This is a genomic window from Rhodoferax sp. (genome assembly GCF_018780565.1).
GTDB lineage: Bacteria > Pseudomonadota > Gammaproteobacteria > Burkholderiales > Burkholderiaceae_C > Rhodoferax.
Genome location: NZ_JADMJN010000002.1, coordinates 23,333 through 47,432 on the forward strand (window position 1 = coordinate 23,333; position 24,100 = coordinate 47,432).

The 24,100-nt window shown below is 59.3% G+C and carries 24 protein-coding genes; 13 read left to right on the forward strand and 11 right to left on the reverse strand.

The features are described from left to right. Window position 1: 1 nt before the first annotated feature. From IV109_RS00555 to IV109_RS00590, 8 genes are read left to right on the forward strand one after another with little or no spacing between them, the layout of a single operon-like run. Entirely contained in the window at window positions 2-1,291 is a 1,290-nt protein-coding gene (locus IV109_RS00555; protein ID WP_296690849.1) for a TRAP transporter large permease, read from the forward strand. Window positions 1,292-1,310: 19 nt separating this feature from the next. Beyond that, on the forward strand, window positions 1,311-2,321 hold the full coding sequence (locus IV109_RS00560) for a DctP family TRAP transporter solute-binding subunit (protein WP_296690851.1): 1,011 nt from the start codon (window positions 1,311-1,313) through the stop codon (window positions 2,319-2,321). A gap of 8 nt (window positions 2,322-2,329) precedes the next feature. Further along, on the forward strand, window positions 2,330-3,283 hold the full coding sequence (locus IV109_RS00565) for a C-terminal binding protein (protein WP_296690853.1): 954 nt from the start codon (window positions 2,330-2,332) through the stop codon (window positions 3,281-3,283). Window positions 3,284-3,312: 29 nt separating this feature from the next. Continuing rightward, a complete protein-coding gene (locus tag IV109_RS00570) occupies window positions 3,313-3,960 on the forward strand; it encodes an RraA family protein (protein ID WP_296690855.1) in 648 nt (215 codons plus the stop codon). After that, a complete protein-coding gene (locus IV109_RS00575; protein WP_296690858.1) occupies window positions 3,947-4,897 on the forward strand; it encodes a sugar kinase in 951 nt (316 codons plus the stop codon). Before IV109_RS00570 ends, IV109_RS00575 begins: the two co-directional genes overlap by 14 nt. A 46-nt stretch (window positions 4,898-4,943) precedes the next feature. Then, window positions 4,944-6,158 (forward strand): L-dopachrome tautomerase-related protein, encoded by a 1,215-nt coding sequence (locus IV109_RS00580; protein ID WP_296690861.1) that lies wholly within the window; start codon window positions 4,944-4,946, stop codon window positions 6,156-6,158. 16 nt (window positions 6,159-6,174) lie between these two features. After that, entirely contained in the window at window positions 6,175-6,909 is a 735-nt protein-coding gene (locus IV109_RS00585; RefSeq protein WP_296690862.1) for an SDR family oxidoreductase, read from the forward strand. A gap of 19 nt (window positions 6,910-6,928) precedes the next feature. Next, entirely contained in the window at window positions 6,929-7,426 is a 498-nt protein-coding gene (locus tag IV109_RS00590) for a 2,4'-dihydroxyacetophenone dioxygenase family protein (protein WP_296690863.1), read from the forward strand. 168 nt (window positions 7,427-7,594) lie between these two features. On the opposite strand, the gene IV109_RS00595 is transcribed toward IV109_RS00590, so the two are convergent. Further along, window positions 7,595-8,797 (reverse strand): ammonium transporter, encoded by a 1,203-nt coding sequence (locus IV109_RS00595; RefSeq protein WP_296690865.1) that lies wholly within the window; start codon window positions 8,795-8,797, stop codon window positions 7,595-7,597. 247 nt (window positions 8,798-9,044) lie between these two features. On the opposite strand from IV109_RS00595, the gene IV109_RS00600 reads away from it, so the two are divergent. The 4 genes from IV109_RS00600 (at window position 9,045) to IV109_RS00615 (ending at window position 13,852) form a co-directional block, all read left to right on the forward strand. Beyond that, on the forward strand, window positions 9,045-9,380 hold the full coding sequence (locus IV109_RS00600; protein WP_296690867.1) for a hypothetical protein: 336 nt from the start codon (window positions 9,045-9,047) through the stop codon (window positions 9,378-9,380). Window positions 9,381-9,404: 24 nt separating this feature from the next. After that, complete coding sequence (gene ftsH, locus IV109_RS00605) at window positions 9,405-11,270, forward strand: ATP-dependent zinc metalloprotease FtsH (RefSeq protein WP_296690868.1); 1,866 nt, start codon at window positions 9,405-9,407, stop codon at window positions 11,268-11,270. Window positions 11,271-11,307: 37 nt separating this feature from the next. After that, window positions 11,308-11,970 carry an alcohol dehydrogenase catalytic domain-containing protein gene (locus tag IV109_RS00610; RefSeq protein ID WP_296690871.1) on the forward strand — a complete coding sequence of 221 codons (663 nt, stop codon included), beginning with the start codon at window positions 11,308-11,310 and terminating at the stop codon, window positions 11,968-11,970. A gap of 97 nt (window positions 11,971-12,067) precedes the next feature. Next, window positions 12,068-13,852, forward strand: a complete 1,785-nt coding sequence (locus IV109_RS00615) for an adenosylcobalamin-dependent ribonucleoside-diphosphate reductase (protein WP_296690873.1) — start codon at window positions 12,068-12,070, stop codon at window positions 13,850-13,852. A gap of 13 nt (window positions 13,853-13,865) precedes the next feature. On the opposite strand, the gene IV109_RS00620 is transcribed toward IV109_RS00615, so the two are convergent. Together IV109_RS00620 and IV109_RS00625 are read right to left on the reverse strand one after the other, a co-directional pair. Further along, window positions 13,866-14,513 (reverse strand): alpha/beta hydrolase, encoded by a 648-nt coding sequence (locus IV109_RS00620; protein ID WP_296690876.1) that lies wholly within the window; start codon window positions 14,511-14,513, stop codon window positions 13,866-13,868. 25 nt (window positions 14,514-14,538) lie between these two features. Next, the gene (locus IV109_RS00625; RefSeq protein WP_296690879.1) at window positions 14,539-14,673 is read right to left on the reverse strand and encodes a hypothetical protein; all 135 of its coding nucleotides are present in this window, start codon (window positions 14,671-14,673) and stop codon (window positions 14,539-14,541) included. A 212-nt stretch (window positions 14,674-14,885) separates the two neighbouring features. Between IV109_RS00625 and IV109_RS00630 the strand changes: the two genes are divergently transcribed. Continuing rightward, window positions 14,886-15,125: a BON domain-containing protein gene (locus IV109_RS00630; RefSeq protein ID WP_296690880.1), complete on the forward strand. Its 240-nt coding sequence runs from the start codon at window positions 14,886-14,888 to the stop codon at window positions 15,123-15,125. Window positions 15,126-15,170: 45 nt separating this feature from the next. Here IV109_RS00630 and IV109_RS00635 read toward each other — a convergent pair whose 3' ends face one another. The 8 genes from IV109_RS00635 to IV109_RS00670 all read right to left on the reverse strand — a co-directional run bounded on the left by IV109_RS00635 (window position 15,171) and on the right by IV109_RS00670 (window position 24,036). Beyond that, entirely contained in the window at window positions 15,171-15,599 is a 429-nt protein-coding gene (locus IV109_RS00635; protein ID WP_296690881.1) for a universal stress protein, read from the reverse strand. A gap of 64 nt (window positions 15,600-15,663) precedes the next feature. Beyond that, window positions 15,664-18,081 carry an endopeptidase La gene (lon, locus tag IV109_RS00640; protein ID WP_296690883.1) on the reverse strand — a complete coding sequence of 806 codons (2,418 nt, stop codon included), beginning with the start codon at window positions 18,079-18,081 and terminating at the stop codon, window positions 15,664-15,666. Beyond that, window positions 18,078-18,482 carry an Hsp20/alpha crystallin family protein gene (locus tag IV109_RS00645; protein ID WP_296690885.1) on the reverse strand — a complete coding sequence of 135 codons (405 nt, stop codon included), beginning with the start codon at window positions 18,480-18,482 and terminating at the stop codon, window positions 18,078-18,080. The genes lon and IV109_RS00645 overlap by 4 nt, the downstream gene beginning before the upstream one ends. A gap of 45 nt (window positions 18,483-18,527) precedes the next feature. Then, the gene (locus IV109_RS00650) at window positions 18,528-19,076 is read right to left on the reverse strand and encodes a hypothetical protein (RefSeq protein WP_296690886.1); all 549 of its coding nucleotides are present in this window, start codon (window positions 19,074-19,076) and stop codon (window positions 18,528-18,530) included. 13 nt (window positions 19,077-19,089) lie between these two features. Continuing rightward, a complete protein-coding gene (locus tag IV109_RS00655; RefSeq protein ID WP_296690887.1) occupies window positions 19,090-19,776 on the reverse strand; it encodes a C39 family peptidase in 687 nt (228 codons plus the stop codon). A 3-nt stretch (window positions 19,777-19,779) separates the two neighbouring features. Then, complete coding sequence (locus IV109_RS00660) at window positions 19,780-20,127, reverse strand: hypothetical protein (RefSeq protein WP_296690889.1); 348 nt, start codon at window positions 20,125-20,127, stop codon at window positions 19,780-19,782. A 67-nt stretch (window positions 20,128-20,194) separates the two neighbouring features. Then, window positions 20,195-22,321: a hypothetical protein gene (locus IV109_RS00665; RefSeq protein WP_296690892.1), complete on the reverse strand. Its 2,127-nt coding sequence runs from the start codon at window positions 22,319-22,321 to the stop codon at window positions 20,195-20,197. Window positions 22,322-22,701: 380 nt separating this feature from the next. After that, window positions 22,702-24,036: a sigma-54 dependent transcriptional regulator gene (locus IV109_RS00670; protein ID WP_296690894.1), complete on the reverse strand. Its 1,335-nt coding sequence runs from the start codon at window positions 24,034-24,036 to the stop codon at window positions 22,702-22,704. Between the last annotated feature and the right edge of the window lie 64 nt (window positions 24,037-24,100).

Consider the following 24,100-nt stretch of genomic DNA (forward strand, 5'->3'; position numbering starts at 1 on the left):
AATGAGCGCTGTACTTGGATTGGTGTTTCTGGGGCTAATGGTGATCGGTGCCCCCATCGCGTTTGCCATGCTGATTGCCGGATTGGTAGCGGTATGGATGAAGCCTGGAATGCCTGCACTAGTGGTGATGCAGAACCTCTTTAGCGGACTGGACAGTTTCCCGTTACTGGCGATTCCGTTTTTCATCTTGGCAGCTGAACTGATGTCAGGTGGTGCCCTAACGGATGTGCTGCTGAAGTTTGCAGCTCGCTTGGTTGGCATGAGAAGAGGAGGCCTGGGTCACGCCAATATCCTTACTTTGACTTTCTTCTCAGGCATCAGTGGATCGGCCTTGGCGGATGCCGCAGGGCCTGGTTCCATGCTGATCAAGATGATGCGTCAAGCCGGATACAAGGATGCATATGCGGCAGCGCTGACTGCCAGTACAGCAATTGTGGGTCCCATCATCCCGCCTTCAATCATCATGATCGTCTACGCGCTGACAGACAACAGCGTGACCATAACCGGGCTCTTCCTCGCAGGTGTTCTGCCTGGTCTGTTAATCGCTGTGTCTTTGGCGCTGGTCAATCATTGGGTAAGTGTGCGACGCAACTACAGATCGTCGCCGGAGCTGTTGGATCCCGCGCCCATGTGGAAGCTGTTCTGGCGTGCCATCCCTGCCCTGATGCTGCCGGTCATCATCTTGGGCGGCATTCACTTCGGAGTTTTCACTCCAACAGAGGCGTCAGCTGCAGCGGTACTTTATGCACTCATTGTCGGACGCTTTGTTTACGGAACTCTGCGCATGAACATGCTGCCAGCGATTCTCTTTCGCACGGTGCTGATGACTGCCTCGATTCTGTTCATTGTGGCTACGTCAGCGGTGTTCGCTTGGGTACTGACAGTGGGGCAGATTCCTCAACTGGTTGCCACTTGGATCGCGGGCATGGGTCTGGGGCCTACCGAGTTGTTGGTTGCCATCAACGTACTACTGCTCCTGGTTGGGATTTTCATCGAACCACTGCCTGGCGTGATGATCATGGTGCCAATTCTTGCACCACTTGCCGATGCAGCAGGACTCAATCCTCTGCACTTCGCCATCGTAGTGATTGTGAACCTCACGCTCGGAATGGTGACTCCCCCGGTGGGTGGCCTTCTGTTCGTTACCTCCGTGGTGTCAGGCGTAAAGATGGGTCCTATGGTCCGCGAGATGCGTCCCATGCTGTTTGCACTGTTCATCGTTCTGATGCTTCTGACCTTCGTTCCGTCGATTTCAACCTGGCTGCCCGGCGTGCTGGGCTACCGCAATTAACCCCAAAAGGAGACAACCCGTGAAACTCAATCGTAAAAAATTTCTGACTGCAGTAGCAGCCACCGTACTGGCCTTGGGTGCTTCGTCTGCATTGGCGCAGAAAGTCATGAAGTACACCCACTTTCAGCCTGCCAAAAATGATCAACCCAAACACGTTGCGGCATTGGCATTCAAAGAGCATGTCGAAAAAGCGACCAATGGCTCAGTCAAGGTAGAGATCTATCCTGCTGGTCAATTGGGGCCAGCCCAGCAAATCATGGAAGGACTACGTCTTGGCACCGTCGAGCTTGGCGTTGTGCATGACGGTGGCATTCCCGGTGTGTACAAGACTTTCAATATCTTCGGCATGCCGTTTGTCTTCAATGGCCACGCACATGCGTATTCGGTCTTGGACGGAAAATTCGGTCAGGAACTAGCCGAAGACATGCGCAAACGCACCGGCATTCGTTTGATGGGTTATGCAGACAACGGAATCCGCCACTTCACCAATAACAAACGCGCGATCAAGTCCCCTGAAGACATGAAGGGTTTGAAGATGCGCGTGCAGCCCAGTCCTGTATTTGTGAAGCTGGTGGAATCTCTGGGTGCCAGCCCCACAGCCATCGATTGGGGTGAGTTGCCAGCTGCATTGGCCCAAGGAACTGCCGATGGTCAGGAGAACGGTGTTACCAACATCATGGCAGCCAGTCTCTATCAGCACCAAAAACATGTGACCTTGGACGGACACATCTACAGCTTGCATGCCTACTTGATCAGCGAAAAATTCTTCAACAGCCTCACGGATGCCGAGAAAAAGGCAGTCACTGAAGGCGTCGACAAAGCCAAGAAGATTCACCGCGATATGACACGTGAACAAGACCTGTCGGCCAAGAAAGTGCTTTCTGAAAAAGGCATGACTGTCACTGAGCTCACACCCGCAGAGATTGACCGTTTCCGCAAAGCGTCTCAGCCCGCTGTTCGCGCCTATTTGGAAGCTGATGTCAGCAAGGAGTGGACCGACAAGCTACTGGCAGCAGCTGCGGCCAAGTGAGTCTAGTGATGCTAACTGAGCGTTTGGTCGTGGCATTGGATGACGGTTACGCCGCCTATGACCAAGAAGAGGAGCTCTTTGCAAAAGCGGGCGCTCGTTTCTCTCTGCAGCCATGTAGACGGGATGAGGATGCAGCCTGTGTTTCGGTTCGCGATGCGGACGTTGTACTGGTTCGTGAATCGCCGGTAAGCCGACGAGTCATTGACGCTATGACACGGTGCAAAGCCATCATCCGGTATGGTATTGGTGTTGACAACATTGACCAGGTTGCCGCGAGGGAGAGGGGTATTCGCGTTGCCAACGTTCCTGACTATGGCACTGAAGAAGTCAGCTCGCAAGCCGTGGCATTGGCGTTGGCCGTATCAAGGCGCATTGGTCTTCACGATGGAGAAGTGCGAGCCGGGCGGTGGTCAACCGGGGTTCTTCAGCCCATGTACCGTTGGCGCGGGCGCACATTGGGACTCGTAGGTTTTGGGCGCATCGCCAGGATGACGCTGGAAAAGCTAGGGGGATTCGGGTTTGGTCGCGTATTGGTGAGTGATCCCATTGCAGAGCTTCCCGATGGCGTGGAGCGAGTGGATATCGACACTCTGTGCGCAGAGGCAGACCTGATCTCACTCCATGCTCCGCTAAGTGAAAAGACCCATCACCTCATCAACGCCCAGCGACTTGAAATGATGCGTTCGACTGCCATTCTGGTGAATACCGCCCGCGGTGGGCTCTTGGATACCGACGCTCTCTACGAAGCACTGAAGAGCCGACGGATTCTTGGCGCAGGGCTTGATGTCTTCGAGCAAGAGCCACCGGGAAATCATCCGATCTTCACATTGGACAACGTAACAGTTACCAATCACATGGGTTGGTACAGCGAAGAGTCCATGCGGGAGCTGCAGCGAAAAACCGCTGAAGAGGCTGTGCGAGTTCTCCATGGGGAAGTGCCGCTGCACTGGCTAAACCGCTAACAACAACTACGAAAACTGGAAAGAATTGAATGAAAGAAATAATTGAAGCCTTTGGTCTGGTCGCTGTGGCATCTGTCGCTGACGCAGTCGATAAGGTGTGTGGAAAGCGTGGGTATATGGATAGCCGTATCAAACCACGCATCAATGACAAGCGCATCTGCGGACCCGCGGCCACGGTGCTGGAGTCCGCAACTGATGAGTTCGTGCCGCCGCAACATGCACTGGATCTGATTGACGAAGCAGAGTCTGGCAGTGTCATTGTGATATCCATCATGGGTGGCGAATCCAATGTTGCTGTTTGGGGCGGTCTAATGACTGCCGGTGCAGTTGCCAACAAGCATGTCGGAGCCGTTTTGGATGGTGCTGTGCGCGACCTGACTGAAATCCGACGCGACTATGGATTCCCTGTGTATGCGCGTGATGTCAGTCCTGGCACGACCCTGGGTCGCTACCGCACTGTTGCCTCTCAAGTGCCTGTTGAAGTGGGCGGAATTGTGGTCCACCCAGGCGACATCGTGGTTGGTGATGTGGACGGAGTTGTGGTGGTCCCCAAAGCGCAGGCTGAAGAAGTACTCAAGGTAGCGCAAGAGATTGATGTGCGCGAGTTGGAGCAGGCAAAACTCATCATTGCTGAAAAGTCGTTGCGTACAGGGCTGGCCAAATATGGCCGTATCTGAGTCAGGTGCCATGAGTCAGCCGGAGATCATTGCGCTTGGAGAGCCCATGGTTGAGTTCAACCAGACGGGAGCGCGAGACGGACGTCAGTACTTGCAAGGTTTTGGTGGGGATACTTCCAACTTTGCGATTGCAGCTGCACGCCAAGGTGCCAAGGTGGGATACCTGAGTGCAGTCGGTGATGATCCTTATGGAGTGATGCTGCGCCGCCTGTGGGACGAAGAAGGTGTGGATCACTCCAGTGTCACCACGGATGTAGATGCCTTCACTGCGATTTACTTTGTGAATCATGGTGAGCGAGGCCATCAGTTCACTTTCTTCCGCAGTGGGTCCGCCGCCAGCCGCATGAAACTTGCGGACTTGCCACGCGAACGTATTGCAGCGGCGCGTGTTCTGCATCTATCTGGAATCTCACTCGCCATCTCGGATAGCGCATGTGATACCGCCTATGCCGCTATTGAGTCTGCACGATCTGCGGGTGTGCAGGTTTCATTTGACACCAATCTGCGCTTGAAACTCTGGTCAGTCCAGCGTGCACGTGCGGTCATACGAGATGTAATCTCACTATCGGACATATGCCTTCCCAGCTATGACGATGTTGTGGCCATTACAGGACTGAACGATCCTGACGCCCTAGTTGACCATTGCCTGCGTCTCGGGGCTAAAACAGTGGCGTTGAAGCTGGGAGAGAAGGGCGCCATTGTGGCTACCGCAAGTGAGAGGCATCAGATCCCGCCACATGCATGCAAGCCGGTCGACGCCACTGGCGCCGGAGACGCGTTCGGTGGGGCATTTGTCGCACGGCTCATTAGAGGAGACGGCCTTGCTGAGGCCGGGCGCTATGCCGCAGTGGTTGCGGCCCTTTCCACCGAAGGTTATGGCGCTGTTGCGCCCATTCCCAATGCTGAGCGAGTGCTCAGTGTCCTGCAGGCACGCTAGATCGCAGATTTAGCGTGCAGTTCTAACAATCTAAGAGGAGACATAAATGAAAGTTAAATGGATCAAACGGATCACTCCTATGGTGTGCGGAGTTGCTGCCTCAGTTGCTATGGCTGCCCCACCGAAATTGGAAGTTGTCGCGGAATGGACGCGTCTGTCGTATGACCTTGGTGATCCCGTTGCAGAAAAAGCCTACGAAGACCAACAGGTCTGGAAGAAAGTCTTGATGCAGGGGGCCAAAGTGGATTCTCGGGGCAACATTTATGTAAGCACCGCGCGATGGGGTGGTAAAGAGATTCCTGCTACTTTGTCCAAACTGGTGAAGAAGGGCAAAGAATGGAAACTTCAGCCCTTTCCGAGCAAGGCGATGAACAGCGTTGATGATCCCAAAGGATTGAAGGCGGTGCTCGGTTTTGAGATCGATCGCAACGATGTGATGTGGATTCTGGACCAAGGCCACGTTGCGGGAGCGCCCTCGGCCCCTGGGGATGAAAAACTAATCGGCTGGGATCTAAAGACTGGAAAAGAGGTTGCGCGTTATGAGTTCAATGACGCAGATACCGACAAGAAGTGCTCGTTCCTCAATGACGTGGCAGTCGACAATGACTCCGGTGTGGTTTACATCACCGACTCTGGGATCTTCTGCAACCCCCTTAAAGGCGGTGTTTTGGTCTATGACATCAAGAGCAACAAGGCCAAGCGGGTCTTGTCGGCTCCAGAGTGGGTCAACAACGAGAGCTACTCCTTCAAGATTCATGGACGCGATGTACTGAAGCCAAAAGACGGAAAACCAAATGGCATGCAGACCGGGGCAGATGGCATTGCACTTTCTGGCGATAAAAAGACGCTTTACTGGACGAACCTGACTGGCAATCGCTTGCTGTCACTTCCTACTGATGTCATCCGTGACTTCTCCAAGACCGAGGACGATATCAAAAAGGCCGCCAAGGTCGTAGCAACACTGCCTTCTAATACCGATGGCATGACGGCTGACCGAGACAACAACCTGTATATGACAGCGCTCTCTTTGAATGGGATCATGAAACGTGACGCGAAGACGGGTCAGGTCACCACGTTGGTTTCAAGCGATGAGGTCTCCTGGCCAGACACACTGGCTTGGGGACCCGGTGGATATATGTACCTGGTTAGCAACCACCTGCATCTCTGGGTAGACGGTGACATGGACTTTGACAAACCCAAGGTCCCCAATTTCCGTATCTACCGCATGCGTTTGGGTGCCAAGCCGTATCTGAACAAGTGAAGGAGTCGGTGACACCATGGGAAATATGCTTTCGACTCTTCAGGGTCAACACGTAGTTGTTGTGGGTGGTACCAGCGGAATTGGTAAAGGAATTGCCAATGCCTTTGTCAACCTAGGTGCCACAATCATCGCAACGGGTGGAACTCAAAAAGAAGTTGAAGCGGCTCAGTCGATTGACACACCTGGTATTGATTTCCAGTACTTGGATGTTCGAAGTGATGAGTCAGTGGATGCCTTCTTTTTTTCACTAAGTCGTCTGCACGTCCTTGTGAACTGTGCGGGAGTCATTAAGCGTGGAGAGGAGCACGATCCCAAGGTGTTTGCCAGTGTGATAGACGTGAACCTGACCGGGTCTATGCGGACGTGCTCTGCCGCCCGGCGTTTATTGAAAGAATCCAGTGGCTGCATCATTAATACAGCATCTATGTTGAGTTTTTTTGGTGGCGGTCTGGTGCCGGGGTACAGCGCCAGCAAAGGTGGGGTAGTTCAACTGACAAAGTCACTTGCCGTTGCCTATGCCGCAGATGGAATACGTGTCAATGCAGTGGCACCAGGGTGGATTGCCACGCCTTTGACACAAGCACTACAGGATGATCCGGTGCGCTCAGGTCCAATCTTGGCACGTACGCCCATGGGGCGATGGGGAACGCCAGAAGATGTGGCAGGCCCAGTCCTCTTTTTGGCCAGTACTTTGGCACGTTTCGTAACCGGTGTCGTGCTGCCTGTGGATGGTGGCTATTTAGTTTCCTGAGAGTAAAACGGAGAGAGTGATGAATCCAATTGTCCAACTGCCCGGTATCCAGCCTGAGATAGCAGTGAAAGCAATTCCTGAAGATGAGCGTGTCTGGGTACCTCAGGCTGAGAACGTTTGGTTTCGGCCGCTGTTACTCAATACGGTTACCGGTAGTTGGTGCAATCTGTTGCGCGTCCGAAAATCCGGTGTTTTGTCGCGACACATCCATCCGTCAGTGGTGGTTGGGTATGTCATTAAAGGATCGTGGCGCTATCTGGAGCACGACTGGGTTGCCAGTGAGGGCTCTTTTGTCTATGAACCACCCGGTGAGATTCATACACTGGTGGTGGATGAAGCCTCGGGTGGTGCTACAGAGATGATTACTTTCTTCAACATCTCGGGCGCTATGGTTTATGTCGATGAAAAAGGTCAACCCTCCGGTTACGAAGACGTTTTCACCAAGATAGAGATGTGTCGTAAGTACTATGCTGCCAACGGCCTTGGCGCCGAATATGTTGATCAGTTTGTTCGATAGAGACGCCTTGGCGCATCACCGAAAAGCAGTCTTATCGGAACGACCGCAATTGGCATTGGAGCCACTCGGCGGCCACTCCTGACGAGGGTCTCCAAAAAGCCACCCCCTGCAAACCCGCATGGATGCTAGGGCCCTGTTTACGACTTTAATTACCCAGAAGAGAAGGACTTACCAGTTCGCTTCGCGCTCTGGCGTGGCACTGATCTTGTGGATCGACAGGTCGGCCCCGTCGTACTCTTCTTCCTGGCTCAGGCGCAAGCCCATGGTGGCCTTGAGCAGGCCGTAAACCACCACGCCGCCGACCACCGCCCAGGCCACGCCCATGGCCGTACCAATGAGCTGACCGCCCAAGCTGATGCCGCCCAGGCCGCCAAAAGCCTTGGTGCCAAAAATCCCCGCGGCAATGCCGCCCCAGGTGCCGCACAGGCCATGCAGTGGCCATACGCCCAGCACGTCGTCGATCTTCCATTTGTTTTGCGTCAGCGTGAACATGAAGACAAAGATGCCGCCTGCCACGCCCCCCACCACCAGAGCGCCCAGCGGGTGCATCAGGTCTGAGCCGGCGCATACGGCCACCAGTCCGGCGAGTGGACCGTTGTGCACAAAGCCGGGGTCGTTCTTGCCCACCAGCAGTGCCACCAGGGTGCCGCCCACCATGGCCATCAGCGAGTTCACCGCCACCAGGCCTGAGATCTTGTCCAGCGTTTGTGCGCTCATCACGTTGAAGCCAAACCAGCCAACCGTCAGCACCCAGGCGCCCAGCGCCAAAAAGGGAATGCTTGAGGGCGGGTGGGCCGAAATGCCGCCATCCTTGCGGTAGCGGTTGGCGCGGGCGCCCAGCAGGATGACCGCAGGCAGGGCAATCCAGCCGCCTACGGCGTGTACCACCACGCTGCCGGCAAAGTCGTGAAACTCCTCGCCGGTAAGGCCTTTGATCCAGGCCTGCACCCCAAAGTGCTGGTTCCACACAATGCCTTCGAAGAAGGGGTAGATGAATCCCACAATCACGGCGGTGGCGATGAGCTGCGGCCAGAACTTGGCGCGCTCGGCAATGCCGCCGGAAATGATGGCGGGGATGGCGGCCGCGAAGGTCAGCAGGAAGAAGAACTTGACCAGGTCATAGCCATTTTTGGCCGCCAGCACCTCGGCGCCCACGAAGAAGCTGGTTCCATAAGCCACCCCGTAGCCGACGATGAAATACACGACGGTGGACACGGAAAAGTCCACCAGAATTTTGACCAGCGCGTTGACCTGGTTTTTGCGGCGCACGGTGCCGAGCTCCAAAAATGCAAAGCCTGCGTGCATGGCCAGCACCATGACTGCGCCGAGAAGGATGAACAGGGTGTCAGCGCCCTGTTTTAGTGCTTCCATGAGAACCTCTTTGAATGAAATGTGTTGTATTGGTGCGCTTATTCTGTAAAACGACAAAACGCACCAAAAGAAAGCAAAAATCGGGCCAATTGTAGGGACGGTGTCCCATATTTGTGCGATTGGGATCGACGGTCGTGCCGTGATGGCTATCGATGCCGCGTACCAGTGGTTTGAGAATTCTCAAACTTGCACCTTGGGCGCTGGGTAGTCTTGTTCATCACGCAGCACACACATGTTGAGGATTGCCATGACCACCCGATCGATTCCCGCAGCCAGCACACCGCGCAAAAACAAGTCAGCGCCCGCCAAGCCCACCCTCAAGCCCGTGGCCAGAAAGCGGCATCGGACGGGAGGTGCCGTCCCCGGTGGCGACGAGTCGGTGCTGGACGAGACACCTGCGGGGGGCTTTCTGGAAAGTGCGGGCGTGGATCGGGAGGATGTTGAGGGTGCGCAGGACTGGCTGGCCGAGCCGATCGAGACTTTGCCGGAGTTGGAACGCGAAATCGGCATTGCAGACTGGATTGACCCGCAGACTGGTGAACCCGCTGAAGGCCAGTCGCCCCCTCATCTGGAGGAAGAATGACTTCACTCAATGCCAGGAGCTGGAGTGGATAAGAAGCAGACCTGGAACCTTGCCTACTGGGTTCTTGCAATCGTGCTGTTGCTTCTGCTTCAGGACCTGTGGCGGGGCGCCAACCAGGTGCGCGTGGTTCCGTACAGCGAGTTCGAGAAGGCCCTGAGCGCGGGGCGCATCGTCGACATGACGGTTGCAGACCGCACGATACGTGGGCGGCTGAAGGCAGCCGAAGGCGACAAGACGACTCTGGTGGCCACCCTGGTGGAGCCGGACCTGGCAGCGCGACTGGACAAATTTGATGTGCCCTACACCCGGGTCGTGGAAAGTGGTTTGCTGCGGGATCTCATGTCTTGGATTCTTCCTGCCCTGGTGTTCTTTGGTGTCTGGTTTTTCCTGTTCAGAAGCTTTGCGGACAAGCAGGGCATGGGAGGCTTCCTGTCGATAGGCAAGAGCCGCGCCAGGATTTATGTTCAGACCGATACCGGCGTTACCTTTGCCGATGTGGCGGGTGTCGATGAAGCGCGAAGCGAGCTTGAAGAGGTGGTGGACTTCCTCAAACATCCCAAAGAGTACGGTCGCCTGGGGGCCCATATTCCCAAGGGTGTTCTGCTGGTGGGGCCGCCCGGGACCGGCAAGACGCTGCTGGCCAAGGCAGTGGCAGGCGAGGCGGGTGTGCCGTTTTTCTCGATATCGGGAAGCGAGTTTGTCGAGATGTTTGTGGGCGTGGGCGCGGCGCGGGTGCGCGACCTGTTCGAGCAGGCACGGGCCATGGCGCCGGCCATCATTTTCATTGATGAACTCGACGCGCTGGGCCGTGCGCGTGGTGCCTTTCCCGGCCTGGGCGGACACGACGAGAAAGAGCAGACCCTGAACCAGCTGCTCTCGGAAATGGACGGGTTCGACCCCTCGGTTGGTTTGATCATTCTCTCTGCCACCAACCGGCCTGAAATCCTCGACCCCGCCTTGCTGCGTGCGGGGCGATTCGACCGGCAGGTGCTGGTGGACCGGCCAGACCGCAAGGGCCGCACCGACATCCTCAAGGTCCACATACGCAAAGTCAAACTTGATGCGGCCTTGCGTCTTGAAGACGTGGCGGCCCTGACCCCAGGCTTCAGCGGCGCGGACTTGGCCAATCTGGTGAACGAGGCCACATTGGTGGCCACCCGGCGCAAGGCAGATCGGGTGACCATGGCGGACTTCACCGCCGCGGTGGAGCGCATCGTGGCCGGACTGGAGCGCAAGAACCGCGTGCTCAACCCCAAGGAGCGCGAGACCGTCGCCTTTCACGAGATGGGCCACGCTCTGGTGGCCCTGGCGCAGGCGGGCGCCGACCCCGTGCACAAGGTGTCCATCATCCCGCGTGGCATTGGCGCTCTGGGTTACACCATCCAGCGACCGACTGACGACCGGTACCTGATGACACGTCCCGAGCTGGAACAAAAAGTCGCGGTTCTGATGGGCGGTCGGGCTGCGGAAAAATTGATTTTCGAGGTGTTGTCCACAGGGGCTGCAGACGACCTTGCCAAAGCCACCGACATGGCCCACGACATGGTGGCCAGGTTCGGCATGGACGAGGATCTGGGTTATGTGGCCTTTGAGCCGCAGCGACAGCAGATGCTCGATATTCCTGTTGGCATTTTCCCGCGCGGCAATCCCGCATCGGAAGACACGCAGCGTCGCATTGACGAGGCGATCCGGCGCATTGTCATGAGCGGCTTCCATAAAGCCAGCGACATCCTCGGCGCCAATCGCGAGGTGTTGGTGCAGGGTGCGCACGCGCTGCTGGACAAGGAAACGCTCGACGAGGCGGCCATCCGGGCGCTGGCTGCGCAACTGCAACAGGACCAGCCGGACCACTCTTCCCAGATGAATCTGCCTCTGGGAGACGGCTTGTGAGGCCGTGTGTCAGTGCGCGCTGTCCATGGTCGCCACCATGCAGGCCATGACTCTCGCGAGGCCTGGCGAGCCCCTGCGCATGACGGAGTTGCCCATGCCGGTGCCGGGCGAGCATGACATCGTGATCCGGGTGCTCGCGTGCGGCATCTGTCGCACCGACCTGCATATCATCGATGGCGATCTGCCGCCCCGGGTGGCGGGCATCGTGCCCGGCCATGAGGTGGTTGGACGCGTGGTCACCGCCGCCTGCCGTGGCGGACGATTTCGGATTGGCGACAGGGTCGGCATTCCGTGGTTGGGGGGGACGTGTGGTCGTTGCCTCTATTGCATGGGGCACCGGGAGAATCTGTGCGACACGCCGGTGTTCACCGGCTACGACAGGCACGGCGGCTTTGCACAATACGCGTCAGCGGACGAACGCTTCTGCTTTGCCCTGCCTGACGGCTATGACGATGTGCATGCAGCGCCCCTGCTGTGCGCAGGCCTGATTGGCTACCGGGCCTACCGCCTTTGCGCTGTGTCTGGTGCCATGCGTCTGGGTTTGTATGGCTTTGGCGCGGTGGCCCAGGGGCAGCAGGTCTACGCATTCACCCGAGCGGGTGACCGGCAGAGCCAGCCTTTTGCCCTGCACCAGGCCAACGAGGCCATCGCAGCGCTCAGGGCGGGCGCGATCAATGGCGCTGCCGTGCTGCTGCCTTGATGCGAGCAGCTTGAAGTGGATGGTGCTTTTGCGATTTGTCAACTGCGCTGCCAGCGCGCTGACTACCCTGAAGCCATACACGAATCTGGATTCAAAAATGCAAACATCCCCTCTCAAAGAAGCCATTTCAGAGCACGTCTGGCATACCAAATACCAGTGGTTGGAAGGGGGGCATATGCAGGAGCCCTCCATCGAGGCCACCTGGGACCGGGTGGCACTGGCCGTGTCAGCCGTCGAAGTGCATCACCGCAATGAATGGCACGAGCGATTTCGCACCCTCCTGCGGGACTTTCGCTTCCTGCCCGGCGGACGCATACTGGCCAACGCCGGCACGACCCGTCGTGCCACCCTGTTCAACTGCTTTGTGATGGGCGCGCTGGAAGACTCGGTGCAAGGCATTTTCAACGCCTTGCGTGAAGCCATGCTGACCCTGCAGGCGGGGGGTGGGGTCGGTGTCGACTTCTCCACTTTGCGTCCGGCCGGCTCGCAGGCCGTGGCCAGCGGCGGCGTTGCCTCTGGGCCCGCGTCCTTCATGAAAGTCTGGGAGGCCGCGAATGCGGTGCTGGAGGCGGGCAATTTGCGACGCGGCGCCATGATGGCAACCTTGCGCTGTGACCACCCCGACATCGAGGCCTTCATTCAGGCCAAGATGGTTGCGGGCGTGCTGCCCCATTTCAACCTGTCCGTTCTGCTGACCGACGAATTCATGCAGGCGCTGGAGGTCGATGGCCCATGGCCGCTGGTCTTTCCTCTGGGGTCCCATCCCATTCCGCCGGGCGCTGAGGTCTGTGAGCGCGTATGGTCCGGCGCCATGGCGCCACAGCTTTGCCTGGTGCACAAGCGCATCCCCGCCCGCACCCTGTGGGACCAACTGTTGGAAGCCGAGCTCGCCAGTGCAGAGCCGGCAGCCCTGTTCATCGACCGTATCAACCGCGCCAACAACCTTTGGTACTGCGAGCGCATCTCCACCACCAATCCTTGCGGGGAAGTTCCGCTGGCGCCGTATGGCGCCTGCAACCTGGGTTCCATCAACCTGGCCCGCTTTGTGCAGCATCCATTTGGCGCTCATCCTGAACTGGACATTGCAGGTATCAAGGCGGTGGCGGCGGTGGCCACGCGTTTTCTGGACAATGTGCATGACGTTTCCGTGTTCCCGGTGAAGGCTCAGGAAAAAGCGGCGCACGCGAGTCGCCGCCTGGGCCTGGGTGTGACGGGCCTGGCCGACATGTTTGCGATGCTGGGTTTGCGCTACGGCTCGCCCGCCAGTCTTGAGCTCACGCGCGAGATCATGGGCGTGATCCGCGACACCGCCTACCGCACCTCCGTGGAACTGGCGCGAGAGAAGGGTGGCTTCCCCGACTTCGACAGGGTCCGGTATGGCGCCAGTCCTTTTGTGCTGCAACTGCCGAAGGATATCCAGGACGCCATTGCCCAGCATGGCATTCGCAACAGCCATTTGCTGGCGGTTGCACCCACTGGCTCCATCAGCTTGCTGGCCAACAATGTCTCAAGCGGCATCGAGCCCATCTTCGCCATGAAAGCCACGCGCTGGATCCGTGGCGCGGATGGACAGCCCATCAGCTTTGAGGTGCAGGATGCCGCCGTGCGTCATTACCGGGAACTGCACGGGCCAGGCGCACCGCTGCCAGCGCAGTTTGTATCGGCTGTGGAGGTGAGCGCCGAGGATCAGTTGCACATGATGGAGGCGGTGCAATCCTGCGTGGACAATGCCATCTCCAAGACCGTTCGCCTGCCTGCCAGCAGCACGGTGCATGACATGGAGATGGTGCTCTTGCGCGCCTGGGAACTCGGCCTCAAAGGCTGTGCGGTGTACCGCGAGGGCAGCATGAGCGGCGCCAGCGTGGTGACCACCGCGCAATAGTCCCCGCCCGTGTTCAATGCAACGCAGGGTGCTGCAGGTGCTGCAGGAACCAGTTGCCCGCCAGGCTGGTGGCTGCATCCAGTGCACCCGACTCCTCAAAGGAATTGTTGGCACCGGGCACAACCGTCAGGGTCTTGGTGCCGGGCAGGGAGCGCATGGCATAGCGGTTGAGTTCCAGCACGCCAAAGTTCTCGCTGCCTACGATCAGCAGCGTGGGCGCGCGCACCCGCCCCAACTGGGAACCTGCCAGGTCGGGGCGGCCACCACGCGACACCAGGGCCGCGATGCGGCTGGGCTCGCGCGCGGCCGCCAGCAGCGCCGCCGTCGCGCCCGTGCTGGCGCCAAACAGGCCCACCGGGATCTGCGCAAGATCTGTGCGTGAATCGATCCAGTGCAGCGCCTCGGTGACCCGCGATCGCAGGATGGCGATGTCCAGCACAGGATGCCGATCATGGTCTGGCGGCCCCGCCAGCAGATCGAACATCAGGGTGGCCAGCCCATAGGACTGCAGCGCGTGGGCAACGAACTGGTGCCGGGGGCTGTGCCGGTCGCCCTCGCTGGCCGGGACAATGACCACGATGCCAATCGGATTGGCCGGTATCTCCAGGTCGCCCGGCAAACCCTGAGACCCAATCAGAACACTCTCGCAATGCGTACCCATGAAGCACTCCCTGGTCGATGCCAAACTAGTTGAGAATTTGCCAGCCGCCGTCCTGTTGGCTCTGGTCATGGGTACAGGCGCGAAGAAGCGCGACTGACGCACCGGCAATCAACAGGAATCGAATTCTCGGACGGGGTGAGTGACGGGCAGGCTGGTTCATGGCTTTCTCAATGAATCGTTTTCAGGACAGGCAATTTAGGTCCTGGTGCGGCTGGGCACCTTGCGAAACCGCAATACAGGCGAAGAAGTTCGGGTACGGCGGCTTTTGCGAAATCTCAAAGCGGCAGAGGCGGAACTTTTTACATTGGTCCTCGCGCACGAATTACCACGATGGCCTGATGGCGCAAGGCCTTCAACCGAGGAACTATGGTCATGAAAACAGATGCAGAACTGAAGGCAGATTTGATGGAAAGACTCGATGCCATTCCCACCGTGAATGCATCGGACATTGATGTCATCGTCACCAACGGCATGGTGACGCTCAATGGACAGGTTGACACCCATCAAACAAGGTTTCAGGTGGAGAGAACAGCCCGGCGCATTCATGGCATGCGCGGATTGCAGATCAATATCAGACCGGGTCAGGGAGCTGCGAAGAGGCATCACCTCTAAGCGGCTCCCGGCGCGAGCGTGCCGCGAGGCGCGCTCTCTGACGCTTCATTTGACCAGCAGGACCGGCACCGGCGACTGGTGAACAACCCGTTGTGCCACCGAGCCCATGACCATGTTGCCCACAGCACCCATGCCGCGCGTGCCCATGGCGATCTGGTCCACCTGCCGGTCTGTGGCCACGCGGACAATCTCATTGGCGATGACGCCATAGGCGCGCACGGGCTCACCCACCTTCAGGCCTTGCGCCTTGGCATGTTCCGTGGCCTTGGCAAGGAGCGAGGTTTGCTGACGCTTCTGGTCTTCCTCGATTTTCAGGATGGTGCCGGCGGTGTAGTCGCCATAGAACAGCGGCTCGGGGCTGACGGCAAGAAGAATCGCCTCCAGGTCGAGTGAGGATCGGGCCATTTTGCCGATGGCCTCAATCGCGTGGTTCGCATGATCGGAGCCGTCCACGGCTATCAAAATCTTCAACATATCGGTTACTCCTTAAACGGGAGTTGATGCTAGGGTGGCCCCATTTATGGAAGTTTGACAAAACTCAATTTCCGGCGATGGCCGTCTGCGCCGCCTGCTCCACGTTGTCCAGAAAAATGAATTCCAGTTCCTGCCTGGCTGCGAGCGGCACTTCCTCCAGATCCTTGCGATTGCGCGCAGGCAGCATCACCCGCTTGATACCGGCCGCCACGGCGGCGAGTATTTTTTCCTTGATGCCACCCACCGGCAGCACCAGGCCGCGCAGACTGATTTCGCCGGTCATCGCAATGTCCTTGTGAACCGGTTTGTCAATGAAAAGGGAGTTCAGTGCAATGAACATGGCAACGCCCGCACTCGGCCCGTCCTTCGGAATGGCGCCAGCCGGTACATGAACGTGAACATCTGTTTTTTCGAATGAGGCCGGGTCCAGCGCCAGCGTTGTCGCTCGCGACTTCACCAGTGTCAGTGCGGCCTGCGCCGATTCCTTCATGACATCACCAAGCTGCCCGGTCAGGATCAGGCGACCACTGCCAGGGGTGCGACTGGCTTCGATGAAAAGGATGTCTCCGCCAACGGGTGTCCACGCCAGACCGGTTGCCACGCCCGCTGTGGCGGCCCGCAAGGCGACCTCGTTCTCAAACTTCGCCGGCCCCAGGATTTCCGCCAGATCGGATGCGTCAACGTGCACCGCCTGCGCGGCGCCCTCCGCAATGCGCATGGCGGCGCGGCGACATACCGCACCAATCTGGCGTTCCAGATGGCGCACACCGGCCTCACGGGTGTAATCGCGAATGATGCAGGCCAGGGCAGCATCGGTGATCTCAAGTTGTGCGGGCTTGAGACCACTCTCATCGCGCTGGCGCGCCACCAGGTACTTGCGGGCGATTTCACGTTTCTCGTCCTGCGTGTAGCCGGCCAGCTGCAATACCTCCATGCGGTCTCGCAGCGGGCCCGGTATAGGGTCCAGCACGTTGGCCGTGGCGACAAACAGCACCTGCGACAGGTCGTAAGGGACGGCCAGGTAGTTGTCGCGGAAGTTGTTGTTTTGTTCCGGGTCCAGCACCTCCAGCAGCGCTGCCGAGGGGTCGCCATGGATGCCCGTTCCCAGCTTGTCGATTTCGTCAAGCATCATGACGCAACCGCGTGTGGCGGATTTTTTCAAAGCCTGAATGATGTTGCCGGGCAGGGCCCCGATGTAGGTGCGCCGGTGGCCACGAATTTCGGCCTCGTCATGCACGCCACCCAACGATACCCGCACGAATTTTCGCCCCAGCGCCTTGGCGATGGATTGCCCCAGCGAAGTTTTCCCCACGCCGGGTGGACCCACCAGACACAGAATCGGACCATGCCCGTCAGGCTTGAGCTTGCGCACCGCGAGAAACTCCAGAATCCGTTTTTTGACCTGGTCGAGACCAAAATGATCGTCATCCAGAATCCGGCGTGCCTGTGCCACGTCGATGACATCGGGCTCCGGTGCTTTCCAGGGCAACTCCACCAGCCAGTCCAGGTAGGTCCGCACCATCGAATATTCCGACGAACCGTCCGACATGCGCTGCAGCCGCTTGAGTTCCTTGTCCGCCTGTTTGGCCACCTCTTCGGGCATGTTGGCCTGCGCAATCTGCTTGCGCAGCTCATCAATCTCTGCCGCATTGCTGCCGCCATCTTCGCCCAGCTCCTTCTGGATGGCCTTCATCTGCTCGCGCAGCAGAAATTCACGCTCGCGCTTTTCCAGGCTGGCCTTGGTGTGCTGGTTGATCTCGCGCGAGATCTGCATCACCGCGATGCGGTGCATCATCACCTCCAGCAGCCGGTCCAGCCGGGTGCGCAGGTCCACCTCTTCCAAAAGCGCCTGCTTCTCATGGGCCTTGATGTCCAGGTATCCCGCTACCAGATCGGCCAGTGTGCCTGGCGCCTCGATGTTGTGCACGGCATTGACCATTTCCTGCGGCACCTGTGGCAGCAGTTGCAGCACCTCTACCGCGCGCTCTTTCAGCCGGATGAAGCGAGCCTCGACTTCCTTGTCGCCCTCGCCCGATTGATCCACCACCCGTTCGATCTTCGCCACCACAAAGGGGAAACCTTCCAGATAGCTTTTCACGCGAAAGCGCTGCTGTCCCTGGCAGATGATGTGGTGCGAGCCGTCAGGCGTGGTGACATAGCGCAGGATGGACGCAATCGTGCCCATGGCGGCCAGATCATCGGCCCCCGGTGTTTCCACTTCGGGGTTGTGCTGCATCAGGATGCCCAGTGGCCGTTCCCGCTTGATCGCATACTGGGCCGCCGCGATGGAGCTCTTGCGGCCGATCGCAATCGGCACCACCAATCCCGGAAACAGCACCATGTTGCGCACCGGAACGATCACCATGGCGTCGTCCGGAATGTCCGGCGCCTGCGCAGACTGGTTGACGCCGGCGGCCTTGTCGGCACCTGGCGCGCCACCCGATGCCGTCTTGTCCTCAAGCCGGTGCGTCAAAGGGTTCATGTGATTCGCTCAAGATGAAGGCGCAGGCAGCCATGCTGCAGTGCAAAGTCGACCATTTCGTACATCCCCTCTGGCAAGGCAATGTGGCGCTCGAAGCGGCCATATGGAATTTCCAGGCGCAAAATGGCGCTGGGCCCCAGTACCGTGGCAATGGCCCGCTCGCCGCGCACCACAATCAATTGACCCTCGATCCTGACCTCAAAGTGGTCGGGCCCCACGCCCGGCAGCGCCACCAGCACGGCCAAGTCGCCATCGTCGGCGTACATGTCAATCGGTGGCTCCCAGCAAGGCGACTCCCCCATCTGGCCAAAGCGGAAAAACTGGCGTTGCAGACGGTCTGCGGCCTCCAGCAATTCAACTGCCTCCGCAAGCATCCACACCTTGGGGTCATTCCCTTGCATGGGAGAGTCCTTTCAGCGCTTGCGCGATCAGCTCCAGGGGCTGTCTCACCGGACACCCACCGAGCCAAAGAGCGCATCCTTCAGAGCTGCCTGCGTGTTGGCCGTTTTGAACAGACCCATGCTGTTCACGCTCGCATTGATAACCGTGAGGTTCTGGATGGTCTGGTTGTCCAGGCTGTTCTGGATGATGGTGCCTGAGGGAAGCTTGGCCGTGACACTTGAGTCCACAAAATTTCCCGCGCCGTTTTGCACCACGGTGACCTGCGCAATGGCGGCACTTGCCAGTTTGGCCTGCTCGTTTGTGATCTTGGTAACGTCCGGCAGGATGAAGCTGGTTGCCGCCACGACGATGCCGTTGATGGAGACGCTGCGGATGATGCCAAACGACAGCGACAACCCGGCGCCCACATCGAAGCCGCCCCGCTGGCCGCCCAGCCGCTCGTCGCTGACGGTTTTCCACTGTGCTGGCTCAAACGCTTTTCTGGCTTCCTGTCTATCCGGGAAAGGTCGCGACAAGGGGTCGCTGCCATAGCAGGCGCTTCCCGCCAGAATCAACACGCCGATGCCAGCCAGCCTGATGGATAAATGATTCATGATGGCCCATCCGTTAAAAATCACCGGGACCGAACTTGGGCATGGTCACGCCACCCAAGCCTTCCAGATTGAGCCCCGAGGCCAGCGGTGCCCGCGGCGCAACCTGCCAATCGGTGGCCAGATTGAACCTGGCGCGGTCCTGCTTGTTGTGAACCACGAACAACAGCTTGTTAACCCAGGCCGACTCGAAATATTCCCGCGACACCGCCCGGGTGCCGCTCGAAGGATCGCCGATCAGCACCCGGCCGTCGCGCAAGCCCTTGATCACCACAAAATGGTGATAACCCTTGTCCACCATCAGCACGATGGCGGGCAGGCCAGACTCCAGCAGTTTGGCGACAGGCAACTCAAACCCGTCAGCCTGAAATTGATGGGCACCCAGGTAGTTCTTGATGTCCAGCATGGAGAATCCTTCGCGGCGAATTTTGGCCTGGTCGCCGCGTGCAAACATTTCCTCAAACACCGACTGCTCGGTGACTGGATACCCGTAGTGGTAGGTGAGCAGGGTTGCCACTGCCGCCGAGCCGCAGCTGAAATCGTACTGCTGGCGCAGGGTTGCCTTGAACCGTGCGGCCTTCAGGCTGGTGACCGGAACCGCGTACCTGGCTCCCCCAATGCCTGACAACTCCAGCACGTCAGTCCGCGCGTTCGCACAGTGTGCGAACAGGGCGAAGGCAAGTGCAACAAATGTAATTCGCATGGCTTATTGAAACTGCACGTTGACGATCGTCGCGTTCTGGATCAACACGTTGGAGCCGGAGTTCTGGATCACCGTCGGCAGGCCACTGGCGTTGGCGAAGGCGCCATCGGTGATGAAATTGCTGCCGCTCATGACGTTGACCGCCGCATTGTTGGCCACCAAGCCACTCAGCTGCATGTCGTTCTTCACCATGTCAAAGCCGCCCCGGCTCTCAGCCAGGCGATGGCTTGCCATGGGTGTGCCAAAACCGGAAATCTCTGCGGGCTCCGCAGCGAAGGCGACAGAGCCTGCCAGGAAGCACAACACACCGAACCCAAGGGTCCGTGTGCAGGGAAAAAACATAGCTTGCATCTCGTACTCCATGAAAGCGCTGATCGCCGGATCACCGCAAAGGTCTTCCGGCGATCAGCCCATCTGCTTACTTGCCCAAGCCCAAATTGGCCTGGATGTTGACGCTTTGTTGCACCAGCGAACTCAACCCGCTGTTCTGGGCCGCAATCATGATGCCGGCAGCGGACTGCCCGACACTGCTCATGACGTTGGACATGTTGAAGGTGCCCGCGTCGACGTGGACCGTGCCACCTGCGCCACCCGCACCACCCACTGCGCCATTGCCTACGCCGCCTGCACCTGCTGTGCCTACGCCGCCCTGGCCGCCTTGACCGCCCTGGCCGCTTTGAGCACCGGTTGCGCCCACCGCGCCTTGTGCCGAGCCACCTGTTGCACTGCCATTGGAGGCTGTGGAAGACGCGCCGCCGTTGGTGGCCGAGCCGTTGGAGGCCGGTCCGCCGGTTCCACCAGCACCGCCGGTGTTGCTGGCTGTTCCGCCATTGCCGCCAGTGGATGTGCCCGCTGCAGCCGTCGAAGTGGCTGTGCCGCTGTTCGTGCCGCCGGTAGCCGATGTGGCACCCGATGTCACAGCGCCACCGCTGGCTGTTGTGGTGCTGGTGGCCGCACCGCCTGTGGCGGATGCAGGACCATTCGTGCCACCCGTCGAACTGGCTGAAGCGGTTCCGGTTCCTGTGCCGCCGGCTGCAGCGGTGGTGCCGGTTCCGGCGCCGCTGGTTGCGGAAGCCGGGCCGTTGGTGCCGCCGGTCGCACTTGCGGTGGAGGAGCCTGTGGCGCCGCCTGCGGTATTGCCCGCGCTGGGCTGGATGCCGCCGCTGGTGCCATTGCCGCTGGCGCTGGCCGTGCCAGACGTGGCACCGGCAGGGCCTGATGCAGCCGAGCCACCAGGTGCTGCAACAGCCTGGGTTGATGGTTCAGAGCCGGGTAGCACCATGCCAGCACCGCCAGTGGCCGCATTGCTTGCCGTCGCAGCGCCCGAGGGTGCCTTGTTGGTCATGTCAGCCGAGCCGGTGCTGGATTTCTGCCAGGAGCCGGCCGCACCACCCATTGCGCTGTCGGAGGAGCCCGCTCCGCCGCCCTTGGCCATGTTGGTTGCATCCGCACTGCCGGTCTTGAGTGTGCTGTCGGCCTCAGCACCGCCCACCTTGGTCATGTTGCCTGCCATGGACGAACTGCCCTTGGCCATGTTGGTTGCATCAGCACCGCCTGAATGGGTCATGCTGCCTGCTGTGGTGGAGCCGCCCTTGGTCATGCTGCCTGCCTGAGAGCCGCTGGCCTTTTGCAGGGTGGCAGCAGTGGAGTCGCCGCCATACGCCGAGGAGTCTCCGCCATTGGCGCCCTTGGCGTTCCTGGCGTTGCCGCCGTCGCCGCCGTTGCCAGCAGTAGCACTGCCGTTGGTGGCGCTGCCATTGGTCACGTCGCCTGCCGTAGCGCTGCCGTTGCTGGCGCTGGCAGTGCCGCCGGCACCGCCTGCACCGCCGTTGCCGCCGGCGCCGCTGTTGCCGCCGTTGCCCGCATTGCCGCCGGTGGCATTGCCGCCCGTGCCGCCATAGCCCTTGCCGCCGTTACCGCCAGCAGCGCCGTTGGCTGTGCCGCCGAAGTTGCTGGCCTGGTTGCCGATGCCGAATATCTTGTTGCCACTCACGGTGCCGTTCAACTCAACTTTGGCGATGGCCTTGTTGCTGTTGAAGGCGTTGCTGAAGTTGGCGGTCGCGCTTCCACCGTTGGTCGCGGCGGCCGTGCCATAGCCGTCGGCTTTGGACATGCCTTTGTTGTTACGGTTGTCGCCAGCGCTCTTGTTGTTGCCCTGGTCCGAATTGTTGCTGGTGGCTGTGGCGCCGTTGTTGGCCGAGGCGGCCTGGTCCTTGGCCTTGCTGTCGCCGTTGTTGGCGATGGACTTGTTGTTGGTCTCGGTTGAATTTTCGGTGTTGTTGCTGGTGTTCGCCTGCGATGCAGTCGAGTACTCATTCGCTACCGGGCCGGAGTTTTTGTGCTGGTCCGAGGTCGCAGTGGCAGATTGCGGCCCTGTGACCGCAGCCGCACCGTTCACAGTGGCACTTTCCGACGCCTGGGTTGGAGGAGCGCCGGTGCTGGTCCCGGTTCCGGTGGTGGTGTTGTTGATGACGGGATTGGCAATGGCCTGGCCCGAGATGCCGAACGCAAGCGCAATTGCCGACGCCAAGAGTGACTTCTTCATGATGATTCCTTTTAAAACAAGTTCTGACTAAGGTTTGCATGGCTCGGCGATAGACGCCAATCCGCTGAGCAATCCGCAACATTTGTGCCAGTCAAAAATTGGCAGGTGCAAGTGCTTGATTCACATGAAGAAAATTGTTTGAGGGGGCTTGTGGCGACGGCTTTTTGAGGGGCAAATTCACATGCAAAACATCTGATGGCAACAGGCTTGTCTCAAGTGCGTGACAGCGCGCTGAAGACTGCTTTCCGTGTTGCTTGCGATATCGCAAAGGGCCCCGGTTTGAGCGATGAAAATCAAGGGTTTCCGCCGTGGCAAGGTGTGTTTGCCGCACGGAGTCCGGTGTATCGCAGTTGTTGCAATAACCACCGCAGTGCAGGTACTCAGGGACTGACGCCGTGTTTTTCCATCAGGCGGTACAGCGTCATGCGGGACACGCCCAGATCGCGCGCCGCGCGCGTCACGTTGTTGCCGCTGCGTTGCAGGCAGGTGCGAATTGCGTCGCGCTCGGCGCGAACCCGTGCTTCCACCAGCACCTCGCCGTTGAAGGCGGCCGAGGGCATGGGCAGGTCAAGGTCTTCGGGGGTGATCAACCGCCCTTCGGCCATCACCATGGCGCGGCGAATCCGGTTCATCAGCTCACGCACATTGCCAGGCCAGTCGTAGCTCTTGATCGCAACAATGCCCCGGTTGCTGAAGCCCGTCAGGCGGGGGTTGCGATCGCGGGCAAACACTTCAAAGAAGTGCCGCGCCAGCAACTCCAGATCGTCCTTGCGTTCGCGCAGGGCCGGTACGGTCAATGGCAGCACGTTGAGCCGGTACAGCAGATCCTCGCGGAAGCGCCCGGCCTGAACGGCATCCTCCAGGCGCATGTGTGAGGCTGCGATGACACGCACATCGACCTCGATGCTTTGCGTGGAGCCCACCCGGCTGATGGTCCGCTCTTGCAGGAATCGCAGCAGGTTCGCCTGCAGCTCCAGGGGCAAGTCGCCAATCTCGTCCAGAAAGAGTGTGCCGCCTGCGGCCGATTCGATCAGTCCGCGCTTTTCCCGGTTGGCCCCGGTGAAGGCGCCGCGTTCATAGCCGAACAGCTCCGACTGAATCAGGCTGGCCGGAACCGCGCCGCAATTCAAGGCAACAAAGGGGCCCGCCGCGCGGGGTGAACTGGTGTGAATGGCGCGTGCGGTCAACTCCTTGCCGCTGCCGCTCTCGCCCCAAATCAGGACCGGCGCACTCGCGTGCGACACCTTGGCAATCTGTGAGCGCAGCCGTTGTATGGCCGGGCTTCGGCCCACCAGATCCATGTCCGCGCGCGCACCGCTGGCCACCAGGGGCCGCTCACTCAGCTCGGCGTAGCCGAAGGCATGACCCAGCGTGTGGTGCAGCCTGAAAGGGTCAATCGGCCAGGTGTGGAAATCAAACAAATGCTGCACGACCAGTGTGCGGTAGGACGGGCGTTTGATCATGTCAGGTGGAAACACGCCCACCCACTGCGTGTGCTGCTGCGTCTCCAGGAATTCATCCAGCGCCAGCACGTCCGAGTCCTTTGTTTCCTGCAGCAACAACAAGCCCACCGGGTAGCTTTGGCTTCTCAATGCATGGGCGGCGGCGCCCAGGTCATGAACTGCACAAACGTCCCAGGCTGACAACACAACAGACGGAACTGTATCGAGCGTGGCACTCCCCAGTATGACGCCCAACAACGGTCTTAACGGCATGTGCACTTTCCTTTGAATAGCGGTGTTTCACCTGGCTTCGAGAGGCCCGCTGCAATCTTGCAGG

Coding starts and splice junctions, on each gene's coding strand:
- IV109_RS00555 (WP_296690849.1), top strand. CDS start 2: ATGAGCGCTGTACTTGGATTGGTGTTTCTGGGGCTAATGGTGATCGGT.
- IV109_RS00565 (WP_296690853.1), top strand. CDS start 2,330: ATGCTAACTGAGCGTTTGGTCGTGGCATTGGATGACGGTTACGCCGCC.
- IV109_RS00570 (WP_296690855.1), top strand. CDS start 3,313: ATGAAAGAAATAATTGAAGCCTTTGGTCTGGTCGCTGTGGCATCTGTC.
- IV109_RS00575 (WP_296690858.1), top strand. CDS start 3,947: ATGGCCGTATCTGAGTCAGGTGCCATGAGTCAGCCGGAGATCATTGCG.
- IV109_RS00580 (WP_296690861.1), top strand. CDS start 4,944: ATGAAAGTTAAATGGATCAAACGGATCACTCCTATGGTGTGCGGAGTT.
- IV109_RS00585 (WP_296690862.1), top strand. CDS start 6,175: ATGGGAAATATGCTTTCGACTCTTCAGGGTCAACACGTAGTTGTTGTG.
- IV109_RS00590 (WP_296690863.1), top strand. CDS start 6,929: ATGAATCCAATTGTCCAACTGCCCGGTATCCAGCCTGAGATAGCAGTG.
- IV109_RS00595 (WP_296690865.1), bottom strand. CDS start 8,797: ATGGAAGCACTAAAACAGGGCGCTGACACCCTGTTCATCCTTCTCGGC.
- IV109_RS00600 (WP_296690867.1), top strand. CDS start 9,045: ATGACCACCCGATCGATTCCCGCAGCCAGCACACCGCGCAAAAACAAG.
- IV109_RS00610 (WP_296690871.1), top strand. CDS start 11,308: ATGCAGGCCATGACTCTCGCGAGGCCTGGCGAGCCCCTGCGCATGACG.
- IV109_RS00615 (WP_296690873.1), top strand. CDS start 12,068: ATGCAAACATCCCCTCTCAAAGAAGCCATTTCAGAGCACGTCTGGCAT.
- IV109_RS00620 (WP_296690876.1), bottom strand. CDS start 14,513: ATGGGTACGCATTGCGAGAGTGTTCTGATTGGGTCTCAGGGTTTGCCG.
- IV109_RS00625 (WP_296690879.1), bottom strand. CDS start 14,673: ATGAACCAGCCTGCCCGTCACTCACCCCGTCCGAGAATTCGATTCCTG.
- IV109_RS00630 (WP_296690880.1), top strand. CDS start 14,886: ATGAAAACAGATGCAGAACTGAAGGCAGATTTGATGGAAAGACTCGAT.
- IV109_RS00635 (WP_296690881.1), bottom strand. CDS start 15,599: ATGTTGAAGATTTTGATAGCCGTGGACGGCTCCGATCATGCGAACCAC.
- lon (WP_296690883.1), bottom strand. CDS start 18,081: ATGAACCCTTTGACGCACCGGCTTGAGGACAAGACGGCATCGGGTGGC.
- IV109_RS00645 (WP_296690885.1), bottom strand. CDS start 18,482: ATGCAAGGGAATGACCCCAAGGTGTGGATGCTTGCGGAGGCAGTTGAA.
- IV109_RS00650 (WP_296690886.1), bottom strand. CDS start 19,076: ATGAATCATTTATCCATCAGGCTGGCTGGCATCGGCGTGTTGATTCTG.
- IV109_RS00655 (WP_296690887.1), bottom strand. CDS start 19,776: ATGCGAATTACATTTGTTGCACTTGCCTTCGCCCTGTTCGCACACTGT.
- IV109_RS00660 (WP_296690889.1), bottom strand. CDS start 20,127: ATGCAAGCTATGTTTTTTCCCTGCACACGGACCCTTGGGTTCGGTGTG.
- IV109_RS00665 (WP_296690892.1), bottom strand. CDS start 22,321: ATGAAGAAGTCACTCTTGGCGTCGGCAATTGCGCTTGCGTTCGGCATC.
- IV109_RS00670 (WP_296690894.1), bottom strand. CDS start 24,036: ATGCCGTTAAGACCGTTGTTGGGCGTCATACTGGGGAGTGCCACGCTC.